Here is a 16,238-nt window from a genome sequence, read left to right as displayed (position 1 = left end):
ATCATGACGGAAATGGGTCACAATCACGGGACCGGAAACGCCACCCCCCGCAAACGCCTGATTATCGCGTTCTCGATTACCGCATCATTCTTCGTCGTCGAAGTAATCGGCGCGGTTATCACCGGCAGCCTCGCGCTGCTTGTGGACGCGGCGCACATGCTCACCGATGTCATCGGGCTCGCGATGGCCGTCACCGCCGCGCATCTGATGAACCGGCCACCGACTCCCCGCTACACCTTTGGACTGCGACGCACGGAAGTACTCGGCGCGCTCGCGCAAGCCACACTGCTGCTTGGCGTCGGCCTCTTCGCACTCGTCGAAGGGGTCAGGCGACTGTTCGAGCCTCCGGAGATCGCGTCAGGGAGCCTGCTGTTCTTTGGCATCGTGGGGTTGGTCGCCAATGTCGTATCCCTGCTTGTCCTCGTGGGCGGACGCAAGCAGAACCTCAACATGCGTGCCGCGTTCCTCGAAGTCGTCAACGACGCCCTCGGATCCGTCGCCGTCATCGCAAGTGCGATCCTCATCGTGCTCTTCGGCTGGTATCAAGCAGACGCTGTAGCCGGCGTTCTTATCGCACTGCTTATCATCCCGCGCACAATCATCCTGCTGCGGGCTTCCGGTCGGGTGCTGCTGGAATCTACCCCGCGGGGTCTCGACCTTGACGAGGTCCGCCGACATATCCTCGAGCTCCCGCACGTCGTTGCCGTGCACGACCTGCACGCTACGCAGGTATCGACAGATCTCCCCACGCTGAGCGCTCATGTCGTCGTCGACACCGCGGCGACCATGGAGGACTCCGCTGCGCTGCTGACAAAGCTCCAGCAATGCGTCACCGAGCATTTCACCGTCAGCGTCGAACACTCCACATTCCAGATCGAACCCGAATCGCACCCCGGAGAACACGTCACTCATGCGTAAGAAGCACTCAGCCCCCTGCGCCGCCCTGGTCACTCTTCTTATCGCGCTCGCCAGCGTGTTCGGCATATCTTCCCCCGCTGCAGCTCACGACGATTTCATCTCGTCCTATCCACAAGCGGACTCCACCATTAACAGCTCTCCGGATGAGATCACACTGTCGTTCAGCGGGGAGCTCACGGATACGGAAGGTGCGTCGGACATCGAAGTGCTCGATGAGCGGGGGTCCAATGTCGCAATCGATGCTCCCAGTATCAGTAACGCTTCGATTACTCAGCACCTCTTGCCGGAGACCGCCACGGGCGTGTTCATCGTGCGCTGGAAAGTCGTATCCGCCGATGGGCATCCAGTCAATGGCGAGTACACCTATGCCGTGGAGCCTCTGACCGCGAGCTCCGACGTCAACGAACCGGAAGGTGCCAGCCCCAGTCCTTCAGCGCCCGAAGGGGCCACGGAAGAGCCGACGCCCGCGGCCTCTGCGTCCTCCGCTGAAACGACGAAGGAATACGGCGGTGTGCCCTCCGGCGGACTGGAGTTCCTGCCCATTATCGCGCTCATTGGCGGTGGCGTTATCCTCGGTGGCAGCGTCATTGGAGTACTCCTGATGGGGCATCAACGCCGGCAAAGAGACCGTGCTGAAGCTGCAGCGGATGCCCGCGATGACGCGTAACCGTCTGCGCCGATTCGCCACGGCGCTTATCGTCGCCGCGGGCGTCGTCCTGGTAGACCAGGGGTCGAAGATCCTGGCTGTCAGCGAACTGAGTCAACACCGACGTATACCTCTTCTTGGTGACCTTCTGGGGCTTCAACTGGCATTCAATCCCGGCGCAATCTTCTCATTAGGCTCCAGCGCCACAGGACTCATCACAGTAATCGGAGTTGCCGCGACGGCCCTCTTGTTCGTTGCAGCTGCGCGAACTCGAAATAGAGGATCGGCCATCGGAATCGGGTTCATCTTCGGGGGCGCGGTCGGCAACCTCATCGACCGGCTCTTCGCGCCGCCCGCATTCGGCAGAGGCCACGTCACAGATTTTCTGGCGTATGCGGACCTCTTCATCGGCAATCTCGCCGACGTCGCCCTCGCTATCGGCGCTGTCCTCCTCGTTGTCGGCAGCCTTCGAGGGAACGACCGACGCACCACACAACCAGGCCCGACTGTAGTCGGGCGCCCAACAGTAGAGGAGACGGTGAGCTGACCATGAACCGGAAAACACCAACCCCTTCGCGATATCAGCGAAACGCTCTCGCGCCCAGCCTCATCGCGGCAGCCATCTTGTTCCTCGCCCCGGCACTGATCCTTGCGGACTGGGAGCCCCTGGTCCAGTTTGTCGCCTCGATCTTTGCTCTGATCGTGGGCTGGTTCGCCATGCAGGCACGGCACTGGTGGTGGATTCCGGTGTTCGTAGCCATCGCGGTGATCTGGAACCCTGTGGCGCCCTTCCCGTTCTCCGGGTCTGTTTGGACAACAGCTCAACCCGCGGCGGCCGTCGTGTTTATTGTTGCCGGTGCGACCATCAAGGTGAAACGGAAATGAAACGAGACCTGCTCACCGGTTCCGCACCTGCCGCCACCAATCGTGATGTCGACGCCCACGGCAATGCACAGCTCGACGCCTACAACCAATCCCTGAACACGCTGAGTTCCCGTGACGTTGAACGCTGACTCTTCGATGCTTCATCCTGCGCAGCGAGAGTGGCGACCCTCCCAACCTGGGGTTGCGCCGAGAACGATCCCGCCAGCATTGCCACTGCGCTTCGCGGTGGTCGCGGCGCTTCTCGCCGGTGCATCCCTGGACCTCGCCTACCCCGAAATCGGCTGGTGGCCCGTTGCTTTCGTGAGCGTGACGGTCAGTCTCTGGACGTTGCGCGGGCGTTCGCTCCCGTCCGCTTTCCTCGTTTCTCTCGTGTACGGGGCGTCTTTCTATTTCACACACCTCGTGTGGGTGTCGAAGTTCCTGGGGCCGGTGCCTTGGGTGGCGCTGGCAGGCCTGGAATCGATACTGTTCGGTGCCGGTGGCGTGTTGATTGCGCTCGCATACCGGCTCGCTCATTCCACGCGAGGTCTCTCAACGGTCGTGCCCGCAGTGGTGGCCGGCGTATGGGTGCTGCGTGAAACGGTAATGGGCAGCTGGCCATACGGTGGCTTCCCCTGGGCGCGGACAGGCCTCACTCTCGTTGACAGCCCCTTCGCAGCCGCCGCCTCATGGGTAGGTACGACAGGGCTGTCCTTCCTGATGGTCTTCATCTGCGCCAGTGTCCTACAAGCATTGGGTCAGCGACGAGGGCGACGGTTGATTCCCGCCGGGCTGGTTGTTCTCCTCACCGTGCTCATCCCGCTGTTTCCGACCGAGCAAGTCGGGACCTTGAAAGTCGGGTGGGTGCAAGGCAATGGTCCGAGTGGCTATTTCGACGCGAAATCCGCTGGGGACATCCTGGACGCGCAGGAAGCGGCGAGCACGCCGCTAGCCGGACGCCCGATGGATCTTCTCGTCTGGCCTGAGGGGTCCGTCGATGCTGACCCTCTCCGCGACGCGGAAGCCGCCGCTCGGCTTGACCGGCTCGTCCGCGACATGGGGGCCCCCGCGTTGGTGAACGCGGCAACAGTGCGCGAGGGGGGCATATTTAACACCTCGCTGTTGTGGGGCGAGGACGGGGCGGCGCAGCTCCACGACAAAGCCAACCCGGTGCCGTTCGGTGAATACGTCCCAGATCGATGGTTCTACGAAGCCGTCGCTCCCGACCTCATTGGTCTGATCCAGCGGGAGTACGCCCCCGGTTCGAACGCACCTGCCATGGACGTCGCAGGCGCGCGCATCGGATTGGCGATCTGCTTCGACGTGATCTACGACAACGTCATTCGAGAAAGTGCGATGGCTGGTGCGCAAATGTACGTGTTCCAGACGAACAACGCCGACTTCCGAGGAACGGACGAGAACCTGCAGCAACTGGCCACAGCACGCATGCGTGCCATCGAAACCGGTCGGACAGTTGTGAACGTCTCCACCACGGGCACCAGCCAGATCATCCGGAAGGATGGAACGGTGCTCTCAGAATTATCCGTGGACACAACCGGCGCCCAGATCAGCGAAGTGTCCCGCTACACCGGCATCACCCCGGCAGTGGCACTGATGCCTTGGATCGGTCCCGTGCTCGGCGGCGCAAGTGTGTTGGCGCTGCTCGTTGCCACTTTCGCCCTGCGTCACACGCGCTATACCGGCGGTGCACGCCGCGAACGGAACAACCTATGAAAATGACGACTCAACTTCTCGTACTCTCCGCCGCGGTGGGAATGAGCCTGGGGCTCAGCGGCTGCACATCCACGATCCACATGGAACCGGCAGTGGACGCGAATGATCCGCTGTGCGCTGAGGTCACGGTACGCCTTCCGGACTCAGTCGGCGATCAAAGCCGCGTCTGGACCGACGCGCAGGCGACAGCCGCGTGGGGAACGCCGAGCAGCGTACTCGTCACCTGCGGCCTGGAGCCACCTGCCCCGACAACGCAGCAGTGTGTCAGTCTGAGCGGCGTGGATTGGATCGTCGACGAATCCGAGACACCCAAGCTGCGCTTGACAACGTACGGACGGGCGCCTGCCGTGCAGGTGTACGTGGACACGACGATCCTGTCTGCAGACAGTGTCCTTCAATCGCTGGCCGGAGCCGTCCAGCAACTGCCGAAGACTAGCGAGTGCACAGCGCCGGCCACTCAGGAGGACGGCGAGCAGGGCGAGGGAAGCACACCGTGAGCCCGACTTTCCTCCGTCTAACCGGGCCGACGATCCTGATCCTCGCCGCAATCATCGCGGCCGCCATCGCACTGATGATCGGCGGCGGCGCGGACCCCCGCTTCACCAATGATCCGGGTGCTCTGGTGCGCTGGGGTCTTCCGTTTGCCAAGTTGTTCGTGAACCTTTTTGGCGCGGTAATGGCCGGAGCGCTCGTACTCGCACTGTTCGGACTCGCAACCGGTACGAAGCCCTTCAACATTGCGCTCGACGTCGCTTCCACGGGTGCTGCGGTGCTCACCGTGGCAAGCGGAACGGTCGCGTTCCTCACGTTCCTATCATCATTCAACCCGGAAGTCAGCCTCGGATCAGAGTTCGGCGCGCAACTGGGACGGTTCCTTCTGGACACCGAGCTGGGGCGAGCATGGCTCATCACCACCGTCCTTGCGTCCGCCGTCACCGTGCTCACATTTGCCGTGCGCGGATACGGCGCCGTGCTCATCACCGCGCTGCTAGCACTTATCAGCCTGGTGCCGATGGCAACGCAAGGACACTCAGGCGAACTCGCCAATCACGACGCAGCCGTCATGTCTCTCGTCCTGCACGTCGTCTCAGCCGCAGTTTGGCTTGGTGGTTTGACGCTTCTTGCCGTTGTTCGCCCCGTCGTGCCGCAATCCGCACTCGAGGATCTCCTCCGCAGATACTCGACGCTCGCGCTGGTCGCTTTCATCATCGTCGCCGTATCGGGATACGCACGTGCGCTCACTGCACTCGGACGATGGGAAGACCTGGCAACTCCGTATGGGCTGATCCTGCTCGCCAAGATCATCGCTCTGCTGGCCACAGGGATCCTTGGGGCCCTCTACCGTGGTCGCCTCATCGCGAAAGCTGGCTCCGGACGAGGCATGTTCTGGGTGTTCGTGTGTATTGAACTGGCCTTCTTGGGCATCGCGAGTGGGGCGGCCGCCGCGCTTGCGCGGACGGCGGCGCCGTCCGAAACGGCGCCCCTAGCGAAAACGACGGCCGCGGAGATCCTCACTGAAGCGCCCGTGCCGCCCAACCTCACCATAGAGCGCTGGTTCACCGCATGGAGCCCCGATCTTCTGTGGGTATTTGTGGCCGCGTTCGGAGTGTTCTTCTACATCGCGGGCGTCCAACGTCTCCGACGAGAACAGCAACGTTGGCCCGTGCGACGCACGGTGTACTGGATCAGTGCCATGGGATTGCTGTTCTGGACGACCAGCGGGCCGATCGCCGTCTACGGGACATATCTGATCAGCATGCGTCTTCTGTCGCTTGTCTTATTGAGCCTTGTCATACCTCTTCTCCTCGTATCTGCCGCCCCGCTCACTCTGGCGATCGCTGCCATCCGTCCGCGCGAGGATGAAACCCGAGGCATCCGGGAGTGGGTATTGAAGGCAGCCGATAGCCCGATAGCGCGAGTGACGACAGGCCCTGTCTTCGCCGCGACGTTGTTCGCCGGCTCGCTGTGGTTGGTCCATTACACCGACCTATTGCGGTGGTCGCTGTACGACCAACTCGGCTACCAATGGCTGCTCACACATCTGCTCTTGACGGGGTGCTTGCTTGTCGCCGCTTTTTTCCGCCCAAATCAGTCAACACCTCAGCTCTCGCGCCCATGGCTGCTCAGCACGCTCATCGCGGTGACCCTGGTGTCGGCGCTGTTCGCCATTAACATCATCACCCGATCCGATCTCATGGTGTCGGAGTGGTTTGGGGCGATGGGCCGCACCTGGGGACGCACCCCGCTGCAGGACCAGGCCGTTGGCGGAGCCATTGCCCTGTCCATCGGAGGAACGCTTGCGGCATTGACCGTCGTAGTGGTTATCCGCTGGAAGCACAGTAATCCGCACGCCAACACCCTGGTCTCACAACGAAAGGACATTCACGCATGACTGCACGAAAATCCCCCTGGTTCGCTGGTGCCATCATCGCCCTAGCTGCGCTGGCGGCCATCAGCGGCCCCGCCCCAGCAGCCGTCGCACATGACACCCTTCAGGACGCCTCACCAGCAGCCGATGACACCGTCACACAGCTCGACGAAGTGGTCCTCACCTTCAGCGGTGAGCTTGTCGATTTCAGCCAGGCAAGCTTCGCGCAAATTCAGGGGCCCGATGGGCTGTTTTACGAGTCCACTTGCTCCACGATCGACCGCAACGTCCTCTCTACCGCGGTGAAGCTCGGCGAACCGGGCGTCTACTCGGTGGTATGGAACGCCGTGTCCAGTGATGGGCATCCCATATCCGAGGGATACGAGTTCACGTACGCGCCGTTGGACGAGGTTGAGCCGGCTCTCGGCTGGGATCTACCGGCGTGTGGGAACGAAGACAGCCGCGCACAGCCCGGAGCATTGACTCCCGATCCGACGACAGATACAGATGTCACAGCAAGCCCCGAAGCTTCGCCTTCGGCACTCCCAGATCAGGGAGAAGAATCCGCAGGCATCGTGATCCCCATCATCATCGGAGCGGTCATTGTGGGCGTGGGAATCGTGTCAATTGCGCTCATCGTGAGCCAGATCCGAAAACGACGGGCCCGAGATTGAGCTTGAGGATGCCACCGGTCATGGAAGACACCTCCCGCGTGGGACGGCTCGTGAAGTGGTGATGGCGTCGTGGCTCACAGTGGACTCTGGGTGAAAGCGCGCGCGAACTCTATTGGGGTGCATGAAATCAACTTTGGATGAACAGAGCGAGTCACCTCGAGACGAACTACAACCAGCTTTTGTGACTCGCGGCAGTCACCACCTCGATGCAGGCGGGCGATAGAAGGTGAGCGCCCGTCGCGATCCGAGAGTCGCCGCAGATACGTAGCGACGCTTCGCGGCTTCTTCTAGGAAAACTCAGACATAGACGCCTCGGGCCGCCATGAACCGGATCGGGTTGGTGTACCCGCCGTTGATGTAGACCTCGAAGTGCAGGTGGCAGCCGAAGGAACGCCCGGTATCACCGGCGTACGCGATGACCTGACCGGAGCTCACCCATTGACCGCTGCGAACGATGATGCCGCCGGGCTTGATGTGCGCATACCCGGTGCTGACGCCTCCACCGTGCTGGATCCGGATGTAATTGCCATAGTTACCGTTCGGGCCGGCGTAGTCGACAGTGCCGGAGTTCGCGGCGTAGATCGCTGCGCCGCACCCGTTGGCGAGGTCCGCCCCGTAGTGGTAGCTCGACGAGCAGCCCTGAGAGCCACACGCCGGAGTACGTGGACCGTAACTCGAACTGCGGGCGCCGCCGTGAGGGCGCACCCAACCGGCGGATCCTCCTGCCCCGCCGCCTCCGCTGTTTCCGCCGCCGTTGGCCGCGGCTGCGGCGGCTTCGCGTGCGCGGCGCGCCTTCTCCTCTGCGGCGCGGGCGGCAACACCGGCCTGGTAGTCAGACACTGTCTGGGTGGTGGTGTCTTTGAGTGCGGCGAGCTGAGCCTTCATCGTTTCGAGGTTCGCAGCCTGCTCGTCGAGCGCAACCTGTGCTGCCGCCGCTGCGTCCTGTGCTGCAACCATTTTCTGTTCAGCGACCTGCTGCAGGCGGTCGCGCTCGTCGCGGGCAACTTTCGCTTGGTCAGTCAACAATTGAGCGGCGTTGCGTGCGGAGATCGCCTCATCGTAGACGGACTGGTTGTAGTCAAGAAACTTGTCCATCGTGCCCAAACGCGAGAGCAATTCGTCGGCATTGGCCGCGGAGCCGGCAAAGAAGAGTTTGAGAACAGTGTCGTCACCGCCGTTGCGGTAGATCTGTGCTGCGACCTGACCCGCCTTGCGCGCTGAAGCATTCGCAATCTCGGCCTGCTCGTCGGCCTGCGACTGCAGGCTCTCAGCCTCGGCGATCGCGGCGAAATACTCCTGCTGTGCGGTGTAGAACCCATCGGATGCCGTTTTGGCGGCAGCTTGCGTCTCGACGACCTTCTGCGCTAGGGACTGGATCAGCCCCCGGATACGGGTGATCTCAGCGGTCTTGGCGGCTTCGCTGTTCTTGGCGCGTTGCACGTCGTCCCAGCTGGGATACGACGCGGCATACGCGGCGGAGACACCGGAGCTGACGCCGAATGCGGCGAGGGCGGCGACGCTGAGGACTCCGAGCCCGAACACTCCGCGCCGGGTCACGTCCTTCTTCCAGAGGGAGTCGCGTTCGGCGAGTGTAGGTGCACAGCCGCACTCCTCGGCTGCTGCTGCTGCAGCAGCAGCCTTCGTCTTCTCGTTCACACAGCCCCTCTGTCGGCCCCACAGGTTTCGCAATAACGACCGGTCTCACAGACATGGGTGGGAGTGGAGATCTGTTCAGCCCATGCTGACGTGTCTATCGTGCCTTGGAATTCCAGCGGCACGACGTCGGCTCGCCTCGATGCTCGATATTCACCGAGCTTCACTGACGCCAATACCTTGGCAGTCGCATCATCTGGTCCGACCTCGCGTCATCGGGGCCGACTCTTCTGATCGATCTGTTCGAGGTAGGCGTTGTACGCCACCAGCTCGGCGTCTTCATGGGACTCGTTCACACGGGCACGGCGCCGATCGCGCGAACGCCAACGGGATAGGCAGACGATGAGCACGATGAGCAGCGGCAGCTCGGCGTAGGTCCACAACAGCATCCCGGCAATGGCTTGGTCGTAACCTGGATCCGACCCTTGCTGCGGGGTTGCGTATGCGGCGAACAGCGGGGTGCCCGCTCGGATCAGGACGAGCCCGAGAACGGCGTGAATCTGTATCTCCACGAAGATGTCGACCAGCCGCGCCGGAAACGAGGGTGCCCGCGGAAGCGGGTCCGAGGACCACAGCGGCACTGCTGCGACGATGCCCGCAACCAAAAAGAAGGCGAGGAGGAGGTCTGCTCCGACCCGAGTCGCCATCACCAAGCTGATGAGATCCGTCAGGTAGAGGGCGGGGAACATCGCGAGCGCGATCGCGATGGGCATGAGGGGATGCAGCAGCGCACGCGCCCACCGCGATCGGAGTCCGGCGTGAGCCGCCCGCAGGACGAGCCGTCCTGCTCCATGGTGCGGGGTACTGCGAAGCAGGAGTCGACCGGGGGAACCAGCGATGAGCAGTGGTGGGATGACGGTCATCGCCGTGATCTGCTGGAACATCAACGCGGTGAGCGAGACGCTCGCGTAACGGTTCACGCCGAACGTCGCGATCACGAACATCAGCGCACAGCCGAGGATGAACGCGATCGTCCTTGGTATGGCCCACCTTCTGCCGTGCGTCCACATCCAGATCGCACCGTACACATACCACCCGCATAGGAGCAATGCCGCCACCGCGACGATGGGAGAGGCGCCTGTGGGGTCGAAACGGAACCAGTCAGGGAAGGAGGGAAGCATCACGTCAGTCAACACACAGTCTCCTTGGCTCGCCGGGTGTGCGCACTGAGCTCGGGGGTCGAGTTCCCGTGAGATGCGCGTGCATGGTGATCGTGATGCTCGGTGGTTTGTTCAGCATCCTCTCTGCGCGAGTCGCCATCGGTCTATCTTTCTTGAATCGGATGATGGTTGTCACCTGGCCACGCTGACGGTGGTGCTGGGAAAGGGAGCTTTCGCGAGATCTTCAGAGCCCTGAGTACGAGTGCAGGCCGGGGATGAAGACGTTCACGATGGCGTAATTGAAGATGACGGCGAGGAACCCGATGATCGCCAACCACGCGGAACGTGTTCCGCGCCATCCTCGGGTAGCCCGTGCATGAATGTATCCGGCATAGATGACCCAGATGATGAATGTCCAAACTTCTTTCGTGTCCCAGCCCCAGTACCGGCCCCAGGATCGCTCCGCCCAGATGGATCCGGCAATGAGAGTAAAGGTCCAGAAGACGAAACCGATCACGGTTGTGAAATAGGTGAGATTCTCCAGTTTCATGGCGTCGGGCAGTGTCTTCAACAGCGCAAGCGACTTCTTACCTGCTTCGCGTCTGGCTTGCAGCAGCTGGATAATTGCGAGACCGGCTCCGATGGCGAAAAGCGCGGTTCCCAGGGACGCGACGATGACGTGGATGATGAGCCAATAGGAGTCCAGTGCGGGCGGTAACGGCTTCACTGGAACGTAGAAGTTAACGGTACCGACACCCAATGTGATCAGGGTGAACCCGGTGATGTATACCCCCAGGAACTTCAGGTTCTGCCACCACTGTATGACGATGAAGACGCCGACGATAAGGGCGGACGAGATCAGCGCGAATTCGTACATGTTCGCCCAGGGCACGAAGCTCTGTGCCATCCCGCGCAGTGCAACTCCCGCGGCGTGGAACACCCAACCGAGCACGACAAGCGAGAATGCGATCCGCTCGAACTTGTAGCGTGACGGCTGTCGCGGAGGCTCGGTTTCTTGGAGGGTGGCGACGGCTCCTTGAGCGTCGCTCTGCCGACGCTGCGAGCCTACGCTGACTGGTACCGGTTTGCTGGTGGATCGCTTCGCCATGTCAATCGCGAACATCACGAACGCGAGCGTGTAGATGCCCATCGCGGTGTACACCGTGAGGAGTGAGTATTCATCGAGTATGAGGGTCATTATGTGTCCTTGATGTTGAGCTGTTGGCGGTGCCGTTGCTGGAGGTCGTTGACGGCAGGTTCAAGCCCCGGGTCATACCCGCGTGCAAGACCGGCGTACTCCAGCCGCACGGCGCCCGACGTCTCGATGGCCTTCACCCATACCCGGCGGCGAGGGATGAACAAGGCGATCAGGAGCCCGCTGAGGGATAGCAGAGCGAATGCGAGGACCCACCCTCGCGATGGGTCATGGGTGATGTCGAAAGTGGCGAACCGCAGGACGCTGTCTGCATAGTCTTTCGCCATCGATGGGGCGGGGTTCGCGTCCTCGAAGGTGACCGTTCCCAGCCCGTTGGGGAGTGGTGCGGTCTCACCGGGACGGAGCTTGATCGCCTCGATGCCGGTGTCCCCTCCAGCAACCTGGGTCATCCCGTCGACGTCGAGCTGATACACGTTGCGGGGAATGCCATCGTCGATGCCCAGGTCGCCCGTGTACACATTGAGTGTCAACAGTGGGTTGAGAAGGTCGGCGTGGATCGAGGTCAGTGCGCCGGTGGAGAGTTCTCCCGCAGTGGGATAGAAAAACCCGATCATGCCGATCTGTTCTGGCAGTGCGTCGGGGGCTTTGATGAACCCCATTGATGTGAGATTGGCATCCTGGGGCAGGAAGGGAACGATGTCGGTGAAGGCCACATTCCCTTCACCGTCCGTCACCGTGATCCGCGGTGCGTAGCCATTCCCGAGCAGGAAGACGTCTGAGCCGAGCAGAGGCAGAGGCTGATTGACTTTGACGGTGCCGCGGGAGACCGGTTCTCCTGGGATAGTGACGGAGACATCTGCGGTGTAGTCGATGGGGAACCCTAACGCGTTGACGTTTTCCTGCTCATACTCGACGGAGAAATCATCCAGCACCATCCGAAACGGTGGCAGCATGCTCTCATCGAAAAACCGCCCAGGGGTGAAGCTTGAATAGTCGCTCAGGATGTTCACGAAAGGTTGTCCTTCGACGATGACTCGCTGTCCGGTGTATGTGAAGCCTCCACCGATTCCCACTGCGAAGAGCACGCCGATCAACGCGGTATGGAACACGAGGTTGCCGGTTTCTCGCAGGTAGCCTCGTTCGGCCGATACGGAAAGGTTCGCTCCGTCGAACACGCGGACGCGGTAGCCGCTCTTGCGCAGAAGGGTGCGCGCGGACTCGATAGCGACGGCTGCATCCGTGTCCGTCGTTTCCACCGTGCTGAACCCGGGCAGACGTTCCAGCCGCGCCGGTGTCTTCGGCGGGGGTGTGCGCAGTGCTCTGAGGTGATGTGCGGTGCGCGGGATCACGCACCCGATCAGGGACAGGAACAGCAGCAAGTAGATGCTGGAGAACCACATCGAGGTGAAAACATCGAACAGCTGTAGGGCGTCGAGGATCGGAGCGAGATCAGGATTGTCCTTGAAGTACTGGATGACTCCGTTGGGATTCGAACTTCGCTGTGGCACCAATGAGCCGGGGACGGCGGCGAGAGCCAGCAACAACAGCAGCAACAGCGCTGTTCGCATGCTCGTCAGTTGACGCCAGAAGAACCGTAGGTACCCGCTCACACCGAGTGCCGGTTGCGATATCTCGTCGACGTTGGGTGTGTCGATGTGGTCAGATGGCCGGGACAAAACCGCTGATCACCCCTCCCAGGCTTGACATCAACGCAGTCCATAGCCCGGAGACCATGACAATGCCGACGAGGATCAGCAGTGCACCACCGATGATGTTGATGATGCGTATGTGGCGTTTGAGCCAGCTCACTGATCCGGTCACCCAGTTCAGCCCTAGGGCGACTAGGAGGAATGGTATGCCGAGGCCGAGGCAGTAGATGGCGCCGAGCAGCGCACCGCGGGCGGGAGAGCCACCGTTCAAGCTGAGTGCGAGAACAGCCGCCAGGGTCGGACCGATACATGGAGCCCAACCCAGGCCGAAGACAATACCTAAGAAGGGGGCACCGGCTAGGCCGGTCGCTACCTTCCAGCGGGGTTTAATCATTCGCTGCATCGACGTGAACATTCCGATGAAGACAAGCCCCATCAGGATAATGATCACACCTGCGATGCGCGTGATCATGTCCATCCACGGCACCAACAACAATCCCGCTGTCCCGAAGAGGAGCCCCAGCGTCACGAAGATCGCGCTGAAACCGAGGATGAAAAGGAGCACGCCCAGCAGCATCCTCCGGCGGTCTGCGCGGCTGCCGTTGTCGCTCAGACCGCCGACGTACCCGAGATATCCGGGGATCAGAGGCAATACGCACGGCGAGGCAAATGACACGAGCCCGGCGAGAAGTGCCAACGGGATGGCGATCAGCAGACTCCCCGACACCACGATCTGGTCGATCGTACCCACTACGGTTCCTCTGCAATGAGGTCGCTGATTATGGTGTCAAGTATCGAAGGTTCGTCGATAAGACCGATGAATCGTGCGGCAACACGGCCCTGCTTGTCAAGCACCAACGTCGTCGGCACCGCACTGGGTGGAGCGTGACCGGCGAACGCGAGCCGGACAGCCCCCGAGTTGGCATCGAGGATCGAGGGATACTCGATGTCGAAATTTCTCGCGAAAGCGAGCGATGTCTCTGCTTGGTCGTAGACGTTGACACCCAGGAAGCTGGCGCCGGCATCCTGATATTTGGTCGACAGGGCAGCAAGATCCGGAGCTTCAACTCGGCAGGGAGCACACGCCGCGTACCAAAAGTTGACCACCAGCACCTCGTCGGCATAATCACTGCTGGACACCGTGTTGCCCTCATCTGTGGTGCCATCGAACACAACGATTTCACCGCGATCACCTGGCGCGAATTCGGAGATGGTGCCATCCGCAGACGCGTACCCTGGGTCGCCGATCTCCGCGTACTGTTCGGAAAGTGGGTCGGCGGCGCAGCCCGATAGCAACAACGTGGCCGCCAAAACCGTTGCGATAGAAACGGGAACGATTCTCAATGTCTCTCCAGCGTGAACGATGATTCTTGGGAGCTAATGTGCGGTGCACGGCGTGGCCGTCACCAAAGAGCTGCGCTACGCAGCCCAGTACGGGAACGCGCTAGATATGCACATCGCTCGATTGAGCAGACATGGAAGCGCGTCAGCTCAGGAATCAGGTTCGGCTGATGGAGAGAAAAACCAGTGACGGGCGGATCGGCCAAGCCAGCGGCATGGGAGCAGATGCGACGGGTGACATACGACGCAGAGTTGCGACCCATGAAGATCTCTGCCCGCCCTGAAGATAGCGGCGGAGGAGAATCAATCCCAGAATGCAGCACCCGATCAACGCCGCACACACGCCAGCCGTGATCAAAGCAGGTGATGCAATGACAGTCGCAGAGCCCTCAACTGCCTGACCGACAATCATCTTTGTGGGACCGGACGCCGCATCCGCGGTATCTGCGCTAAAAGAGGGTGGGCTCATTGCCAGTGTGCTCGTGACGGCACTCTCTGCGCCGGGGGCTGAACCCGCGTGCGGCAGAGCGAAGGCGCCTATAACCGAAACAAGCACCAGCAGCGCAGCGGTTGCGATCTTCAGCATCAACGTCCGCATAGCACTCCCTTCGGATCACGGCACTTAACTAACGCATCACACTCAAGGATAACCGAGTCGGGTATGAACGCCTGCCGTCGCTCACTGCATGAGACTGGACGGTTGGCCTGCCTCATGAGAGGTGGCGGATTCTCACGAAAGTAGAGAGTGTCAGAACCAGACACGCCCGCGATTCGCCGCGGGTAGCCGGCATTGAGGGCGATGGTCGTCTCATGCATCGGAGGCGCTGCCAGGTGGTGTGCGGCAAGCGAGTGCGATTCCGATGATTGTGATCACGATGGCGATGGCTTCGGCCCACACCTTCGTTCCCTGATCGATCACCACGACGACCACGGCGATCGGGAGCGCTCCACCAGCGAGCTGCCACCGCCGCGCCGACGATAGTTTTCGCACAACGGATGGGTGGATCTCTGCCTCGGAGGAGGTCAGGCGAGGACCTCGATCAGACGGACGATGACCCCAGATTCGATCAGGATGAACAGGCCCAGACCGATGAACACGACCGGGACGAGCCAGTGCTCGACGCGTTCGAGCGTTTCGGTAACGGCCGTGTGGGTGCCGATCAGCCGCCCGGCCGCGCACCAGACGGCGACGAGGATGAGGAACACGACGATCATGATCGCGACGTCGCCGGGAGCGCTGGTGCGGAAGATCGGCGTGTACAGGGAGATGTTGTCGGCCCCGTTGGCGATCGTGATCCCTGCGACCCCCCACAGTCCGACCGCAGTGATCTTGTCGTCATCATCATCGTCATCGCCGTTACGACGCAGACCTCGGACGAGCGTCCAGATGCCGATGCCGAGCGGAATCAGGCCGAGGAACCCGACCCATTCGTCCGGGACGATGGTGAGGCCGAGAGCGGCGATCACGCTGATCACGACGAGGGTGATGAACCCGAGATACTGGCCCGCGACGATCTGCCACGGCCGGGGCTTCCCTCGACTGGAAGCCAGGAACAGCACGGTGAGCACGACAATGTCGTCGATGTTGGTTGCCGCGAACAGGCCGATCGCTGAACCGATAGTTGCGAGCATCAGCTTTCCAGTCGTGGCGTGCGGGTGCGTGCGGCGCGCAGACCGTTGAGGATCACGATGACCTCCGCGACCTCGTGGACCAGGACGACGGCCGCGAGCCCCAGGACGCCGAAGAGCGCGAGCGGGAGCAGTGCAGTGATGATCAGCAGCGACAGGATGATGTTCTGGTTGATGATCCGTCGACCGTGGCGTGCGTGATCGAACGCCCGCGGAATGAGGCGCAGATCATGGCCGGTGAAGGCCACGTCGGCGGATTCGATTGCCGCGTCGGAGCCGGTCGCTCCCATCGCGACACCGATGTCTGCGCCAGCGAGGGCCGGGGCATCGTTGATGCCGTCGCCGATCATCGCGACCGGCCCCGCCTTCGACAGCTCCCCGATCGCGCTCGCCTTATCCTCGGGACGCAGCTCCGCTCGCACGTCACTGATCCCAGCCTGTACCGCCAGTGCACGAGCGGTGCGGGCGTTGTCTCCGGTGAGCATCGTCACGCCGACGCCTTGGTT

17 protein-coding genes are annotated in these 16,238 nt (G+C 61.8%); 9 read left to right on the top strand and 8 right to left on the bottom strand.

Annotated elements, in window-relative coordinates; translation table 11 throughout:
* The first annotated feature begins 3 nt into the window (after nt 1–3).
* The 9 genes from IEV67_RS15890 to IEV67_RS15855 all read left to right on the top strand — a co-directional run bounded on the left by IEV67_RS15890 (nt 4) and on the right by IEV67_RS15855 (nt 7,204).
* The gene (locus tag IEV67_RS15890) at nt 4–918 is read left to right on the top strand and encodes a cation diffusion facilitator family transporter (RefSeq protein ID WP_188437560.1); all 915 of its coding nucleotides are present in this window, start codon (nt 4–6) and stop codon (nt 916–918) included.
* Nucleotides 911–1,585, top strand: a complete 675-nt coding sequence (locus tag IEV67_RS15885) for a copper resistance CopC family protein (RefSeq protein WP_188437559.1) — start codon at nt 911–913, stop codon at nt 1,583–1,585. The genes IEV67_RS15890 and IEV67_RS15885 overlap by 8 nt, the downstream gene beginning before the upstream one ends.
* On the top strand, nt 1,575–2,111 hold the full coding sequence (lspA, locus tag IEV67_RS15880) for a signal peptidase II (protein WP_188437558.1): 537 nt from the start codon (nt 1,575–1,577) through the stop codon (nt 2,109–2,111). The genes IEV67_RS15885 and lspA overlap by 11 nt, the downstream gene beginning before the upstream one ends.
* A 2-nt stretch (nt 2,112–2,113) precedes the next feature.
* Nucleotides 2,114–2,449 carry a DUF6804 family protein gene (locus tag IEV67_RS15875; RefSeq protein ID WP_188437557.1) on the top strand — a complete coding sequence of 112 codons (336 nt, stop codon included), beginning with the start codon at nt 2,114–2,116 and terminating at the stop codon, nt 2,447–2,449.
* Nucleotides 2,446–2,577: a hypothetical protein gene (locus tag IEV67_RS19105; protein ID WP_268238595.1), complete on the top strand. Its 132-nt coding sequence runs from the start codon at nt 2,446–2,448 to the stop codon at nt 2,575–2,577. Before IEV67_RS15875 ends, IEV67_RS19105 begins: the two co-directional genes overlap by 4 nt.
* 79 nt (nt 2,578–2,656) lie before the next feature.
* Nucleotides 2,657–4,162: an apolipoprotein N-acyltransferase gene (gene lnt, locus IEV67_RS15870; protein WP_229703217.1), complete on the top strand. Its 1,506-nt coding sequence runs from the start codon at nt 2,657–2,659 to the stop codon at nt 4,160–4,162.
* 2 nt (nt 4,163–4,164) lie between these two features.
* Nucleotides 4,165–4,659: a DUF3515 family protein gene (locus IEV67_RS15865; RefSeq protein WP_229703215.1), complete on the top strand. Its 495-nt coding sequence runs from the start codon at nt 4,165–4,167 to the stop codon at nt 4,657–4,659.
* On the top strand, nt 4,656–6,554 hold the full coding sequence (locus tag IEV67_RS15860) for a bifunctional copper resistance protein CopD/cytochrome c oxidase assembly protein (RefSeq protein ID WP_188437555.1): 1,899 nt from the start codon (nt 4,656–4,658) through the stop codon (nt 6,552–6,554). Before IEV67_RS15865 ends, IEV67_RS15860 begins: the two co-directional genes overlap by 4 nt.
* Complete coding sequence (locus IEV67_RS15855; protein WP_188437554.1) at nt 6,551–7,204, top strand: copper resistance CopC family protein; 654 nt, start codon at nt 6,551–6,553, stop codon at nt 7,202–7,204. Before IEV67_RS15860 ends, IEV67_RS15855 begins: the two co-directional genes overlap by 4 nt.
* A 297-nt stretch (nt 7,205–7,501) precedes the next feature.
* Here IEV67_RS15855 and IEV67_RS15850 read toward each other — a convergent pair whose 3' ends face one another.
* The 8 genes from IEV67_RS15850 to IEV67_RS15815 form a co-directional block, all read right to left on the bottom strand.
* Nucleotides 7,502–8,860 (bottom strand): peptidoglycan DD-metalloendopeptidase family protein, encoded by a 1,359-nt coding sequence (locus IEV67_RS15850; protein ID WP_188437553.1) that lies wholly within the window; start codon nt 8,858–8,860, stop codon nt 7,502–7,504.
* A gap of 209 nt (nt 8,861–9,069) precedes the next feature.
* A complete protein-coding gene (locus tag IEV67_RS15845) occupies nt 9,070–9,981 on the bottom strand; it encodes a cytochrome c oxidase assembly protein (protein WP_229703294.1) in 912 nt (303 codons plus the stop codon).
* Nucleotides 9,982–10,201: 220 nt separating this feature from the next.
* Nucleotides 10,202–11,107 (bottom strand): c-type cytochrome biogenesis protein CcsB, encoded by a 906-nt coding sequence (gene ccsB / locus IEV67_RS15840; protein ID WP_188437552.1) that lies wholly within the window; start codon nt 11,105–11,107, stop codon nt 10,202–10,204.
* A gap of 47 nt (nt 11,108–11,154) precedes the next feature.
* Nucleotides 11,155–12,789 (bottom strand): cytochrome c biogenesis protein ResB, encoded by a 1,635-nt coding sequence (resB, locus tag IEV67_RS15835; protein WP_188437551.1) that lies wholly within the window; start codon nt 12,787–12,789, stop codon nt 11,155–11,157.
* Entirely contained in the window at nt 12,773–13,504 is a 732-nt protein-coding gene (locus IEV67_RS15830; protein WP_188437949.1) for a cytochrome c biogenesis CcdA family protein, read from the bottom strand. The genes resB and IEV67_RS15830 overlap by 17 nt, the downstream gene beginning before the upstream one ends.
* A gap of 8 nt (nt 13,505–13,512) precedes the next feature.
* On the bottom strand, nt 13,513–14,106 hold the full coding sequence (locus tag IEV67_RS15825; RefSeq protein ID WP_229703213.1) for a TlpA family protein disulfide reductase: 594 nt from the start codon (nt 14,104–14,106) through the stop codon (nt 13,513–13,515).
* A 1,020-nt stretch (nt 14,107–15,126) separates the two neighbouring features.
* Nucleotides 15,127–15,735, bottom strand: coding sequence for a cadmium resistance transporter (locus IEV67_RS15820; protein ID WP_188437550.1), 609 nt, complete (start codon nt 15,733–15,735; stop codon nt 15,127–15,129).
* The coding region (locus IEV67_RS15815) for an HAD-IC family P-type ATPase (RefSeq protein WP_188437549.1) at nt 15,735–16,238 on the bottom strand (504 nt) is incomplete at its 5' end. The genes IEV67_RS15820 and IEV67_RS15815, both read right to left, overlap by 1 nt.

Source organism: Microbacterium murale, from assembly GCF_014635185.1.
In the GTDB taxonomy this organism is placed as follows: Bacteria; Actinomycetota; Actinomycetes; order Actinomycetales; family Microbacteriaceae; genus Microbacterium; species Microbacterium murale.
Note: the sequence above shows the minus strand (reverse complement) of the source record. Positions and strands in the feature narration are given on the sequence as shown.

What these genes read in the sequence shown, in the direction of transcription:
- IEV67_RS15890 (WP_188437560.1), top strand. Translation starts at nt 4, where the DNA reads ATGACGGAAATGGGTCACAATCACGGGACCGGAAACGCCACCCCCCGC.
- IEV67_RS15885 (WP_188437559.1), top strand. Translation starts at nt 911, where the DNA reads ATGCGTAAGAAGCACTCAGCCCCCTGCGCCGCCCTGGTCACTCTTCTT.
- lspA (WP_188437558.1), top strand. Translation starts at nt 1,575, where the DNA reads ATGACGCGTAACCGTCTGCGCCGATTCGCCACGGCGCTTATCGTCGCC.
- IEV67_RS15875 (WP_188437557.1), top strand. Translation starts at nt 2,114, where the DNA reads ATGAACCGGAAAACACCAACCCCTTCGCGATATCAGCGAAACGCTCTC.
- IEV67_RS19105 (WP_268238595.1), top strand. Translation starts at nt 2,446, where the DNA reads ATGAAACGAGACCTGCTCACCGGTTCCGCACCTGCCGCCACCAATCGT.
- IEV67_RS15865 (WP_229703215.1), top strand. Translation starts at nt 4,165, where the DNA reads ATGACGACTCAACTTCTCGTACTCTCCGCCGCGGTGGGAATGAGCCTG.
- IEV67_RS15855 (WP_188437554.1), top strand. Translation starts at nt 6,551, where the DNA reads ATGACTGCACGAAAATCCCCCTGGTTCGCTGGTGCCATCATCGCCCTA.
- ccsB (WP_188437552.1), bottom strand. Translation starts at nt 11,107, where the DNA reads ATGGGCATCTACACGCTCGCGTTCGTGATGTTCGCGATTGACATGGCG.
- IEV67_RS15820 (WP_188437550.1), bottom strand. Translation starts at nt 15,735, where the DNA reads ATGCTCGCAACTATCGGTTCAGCGATCGGCCTGTTCGCGGCAACCAAC.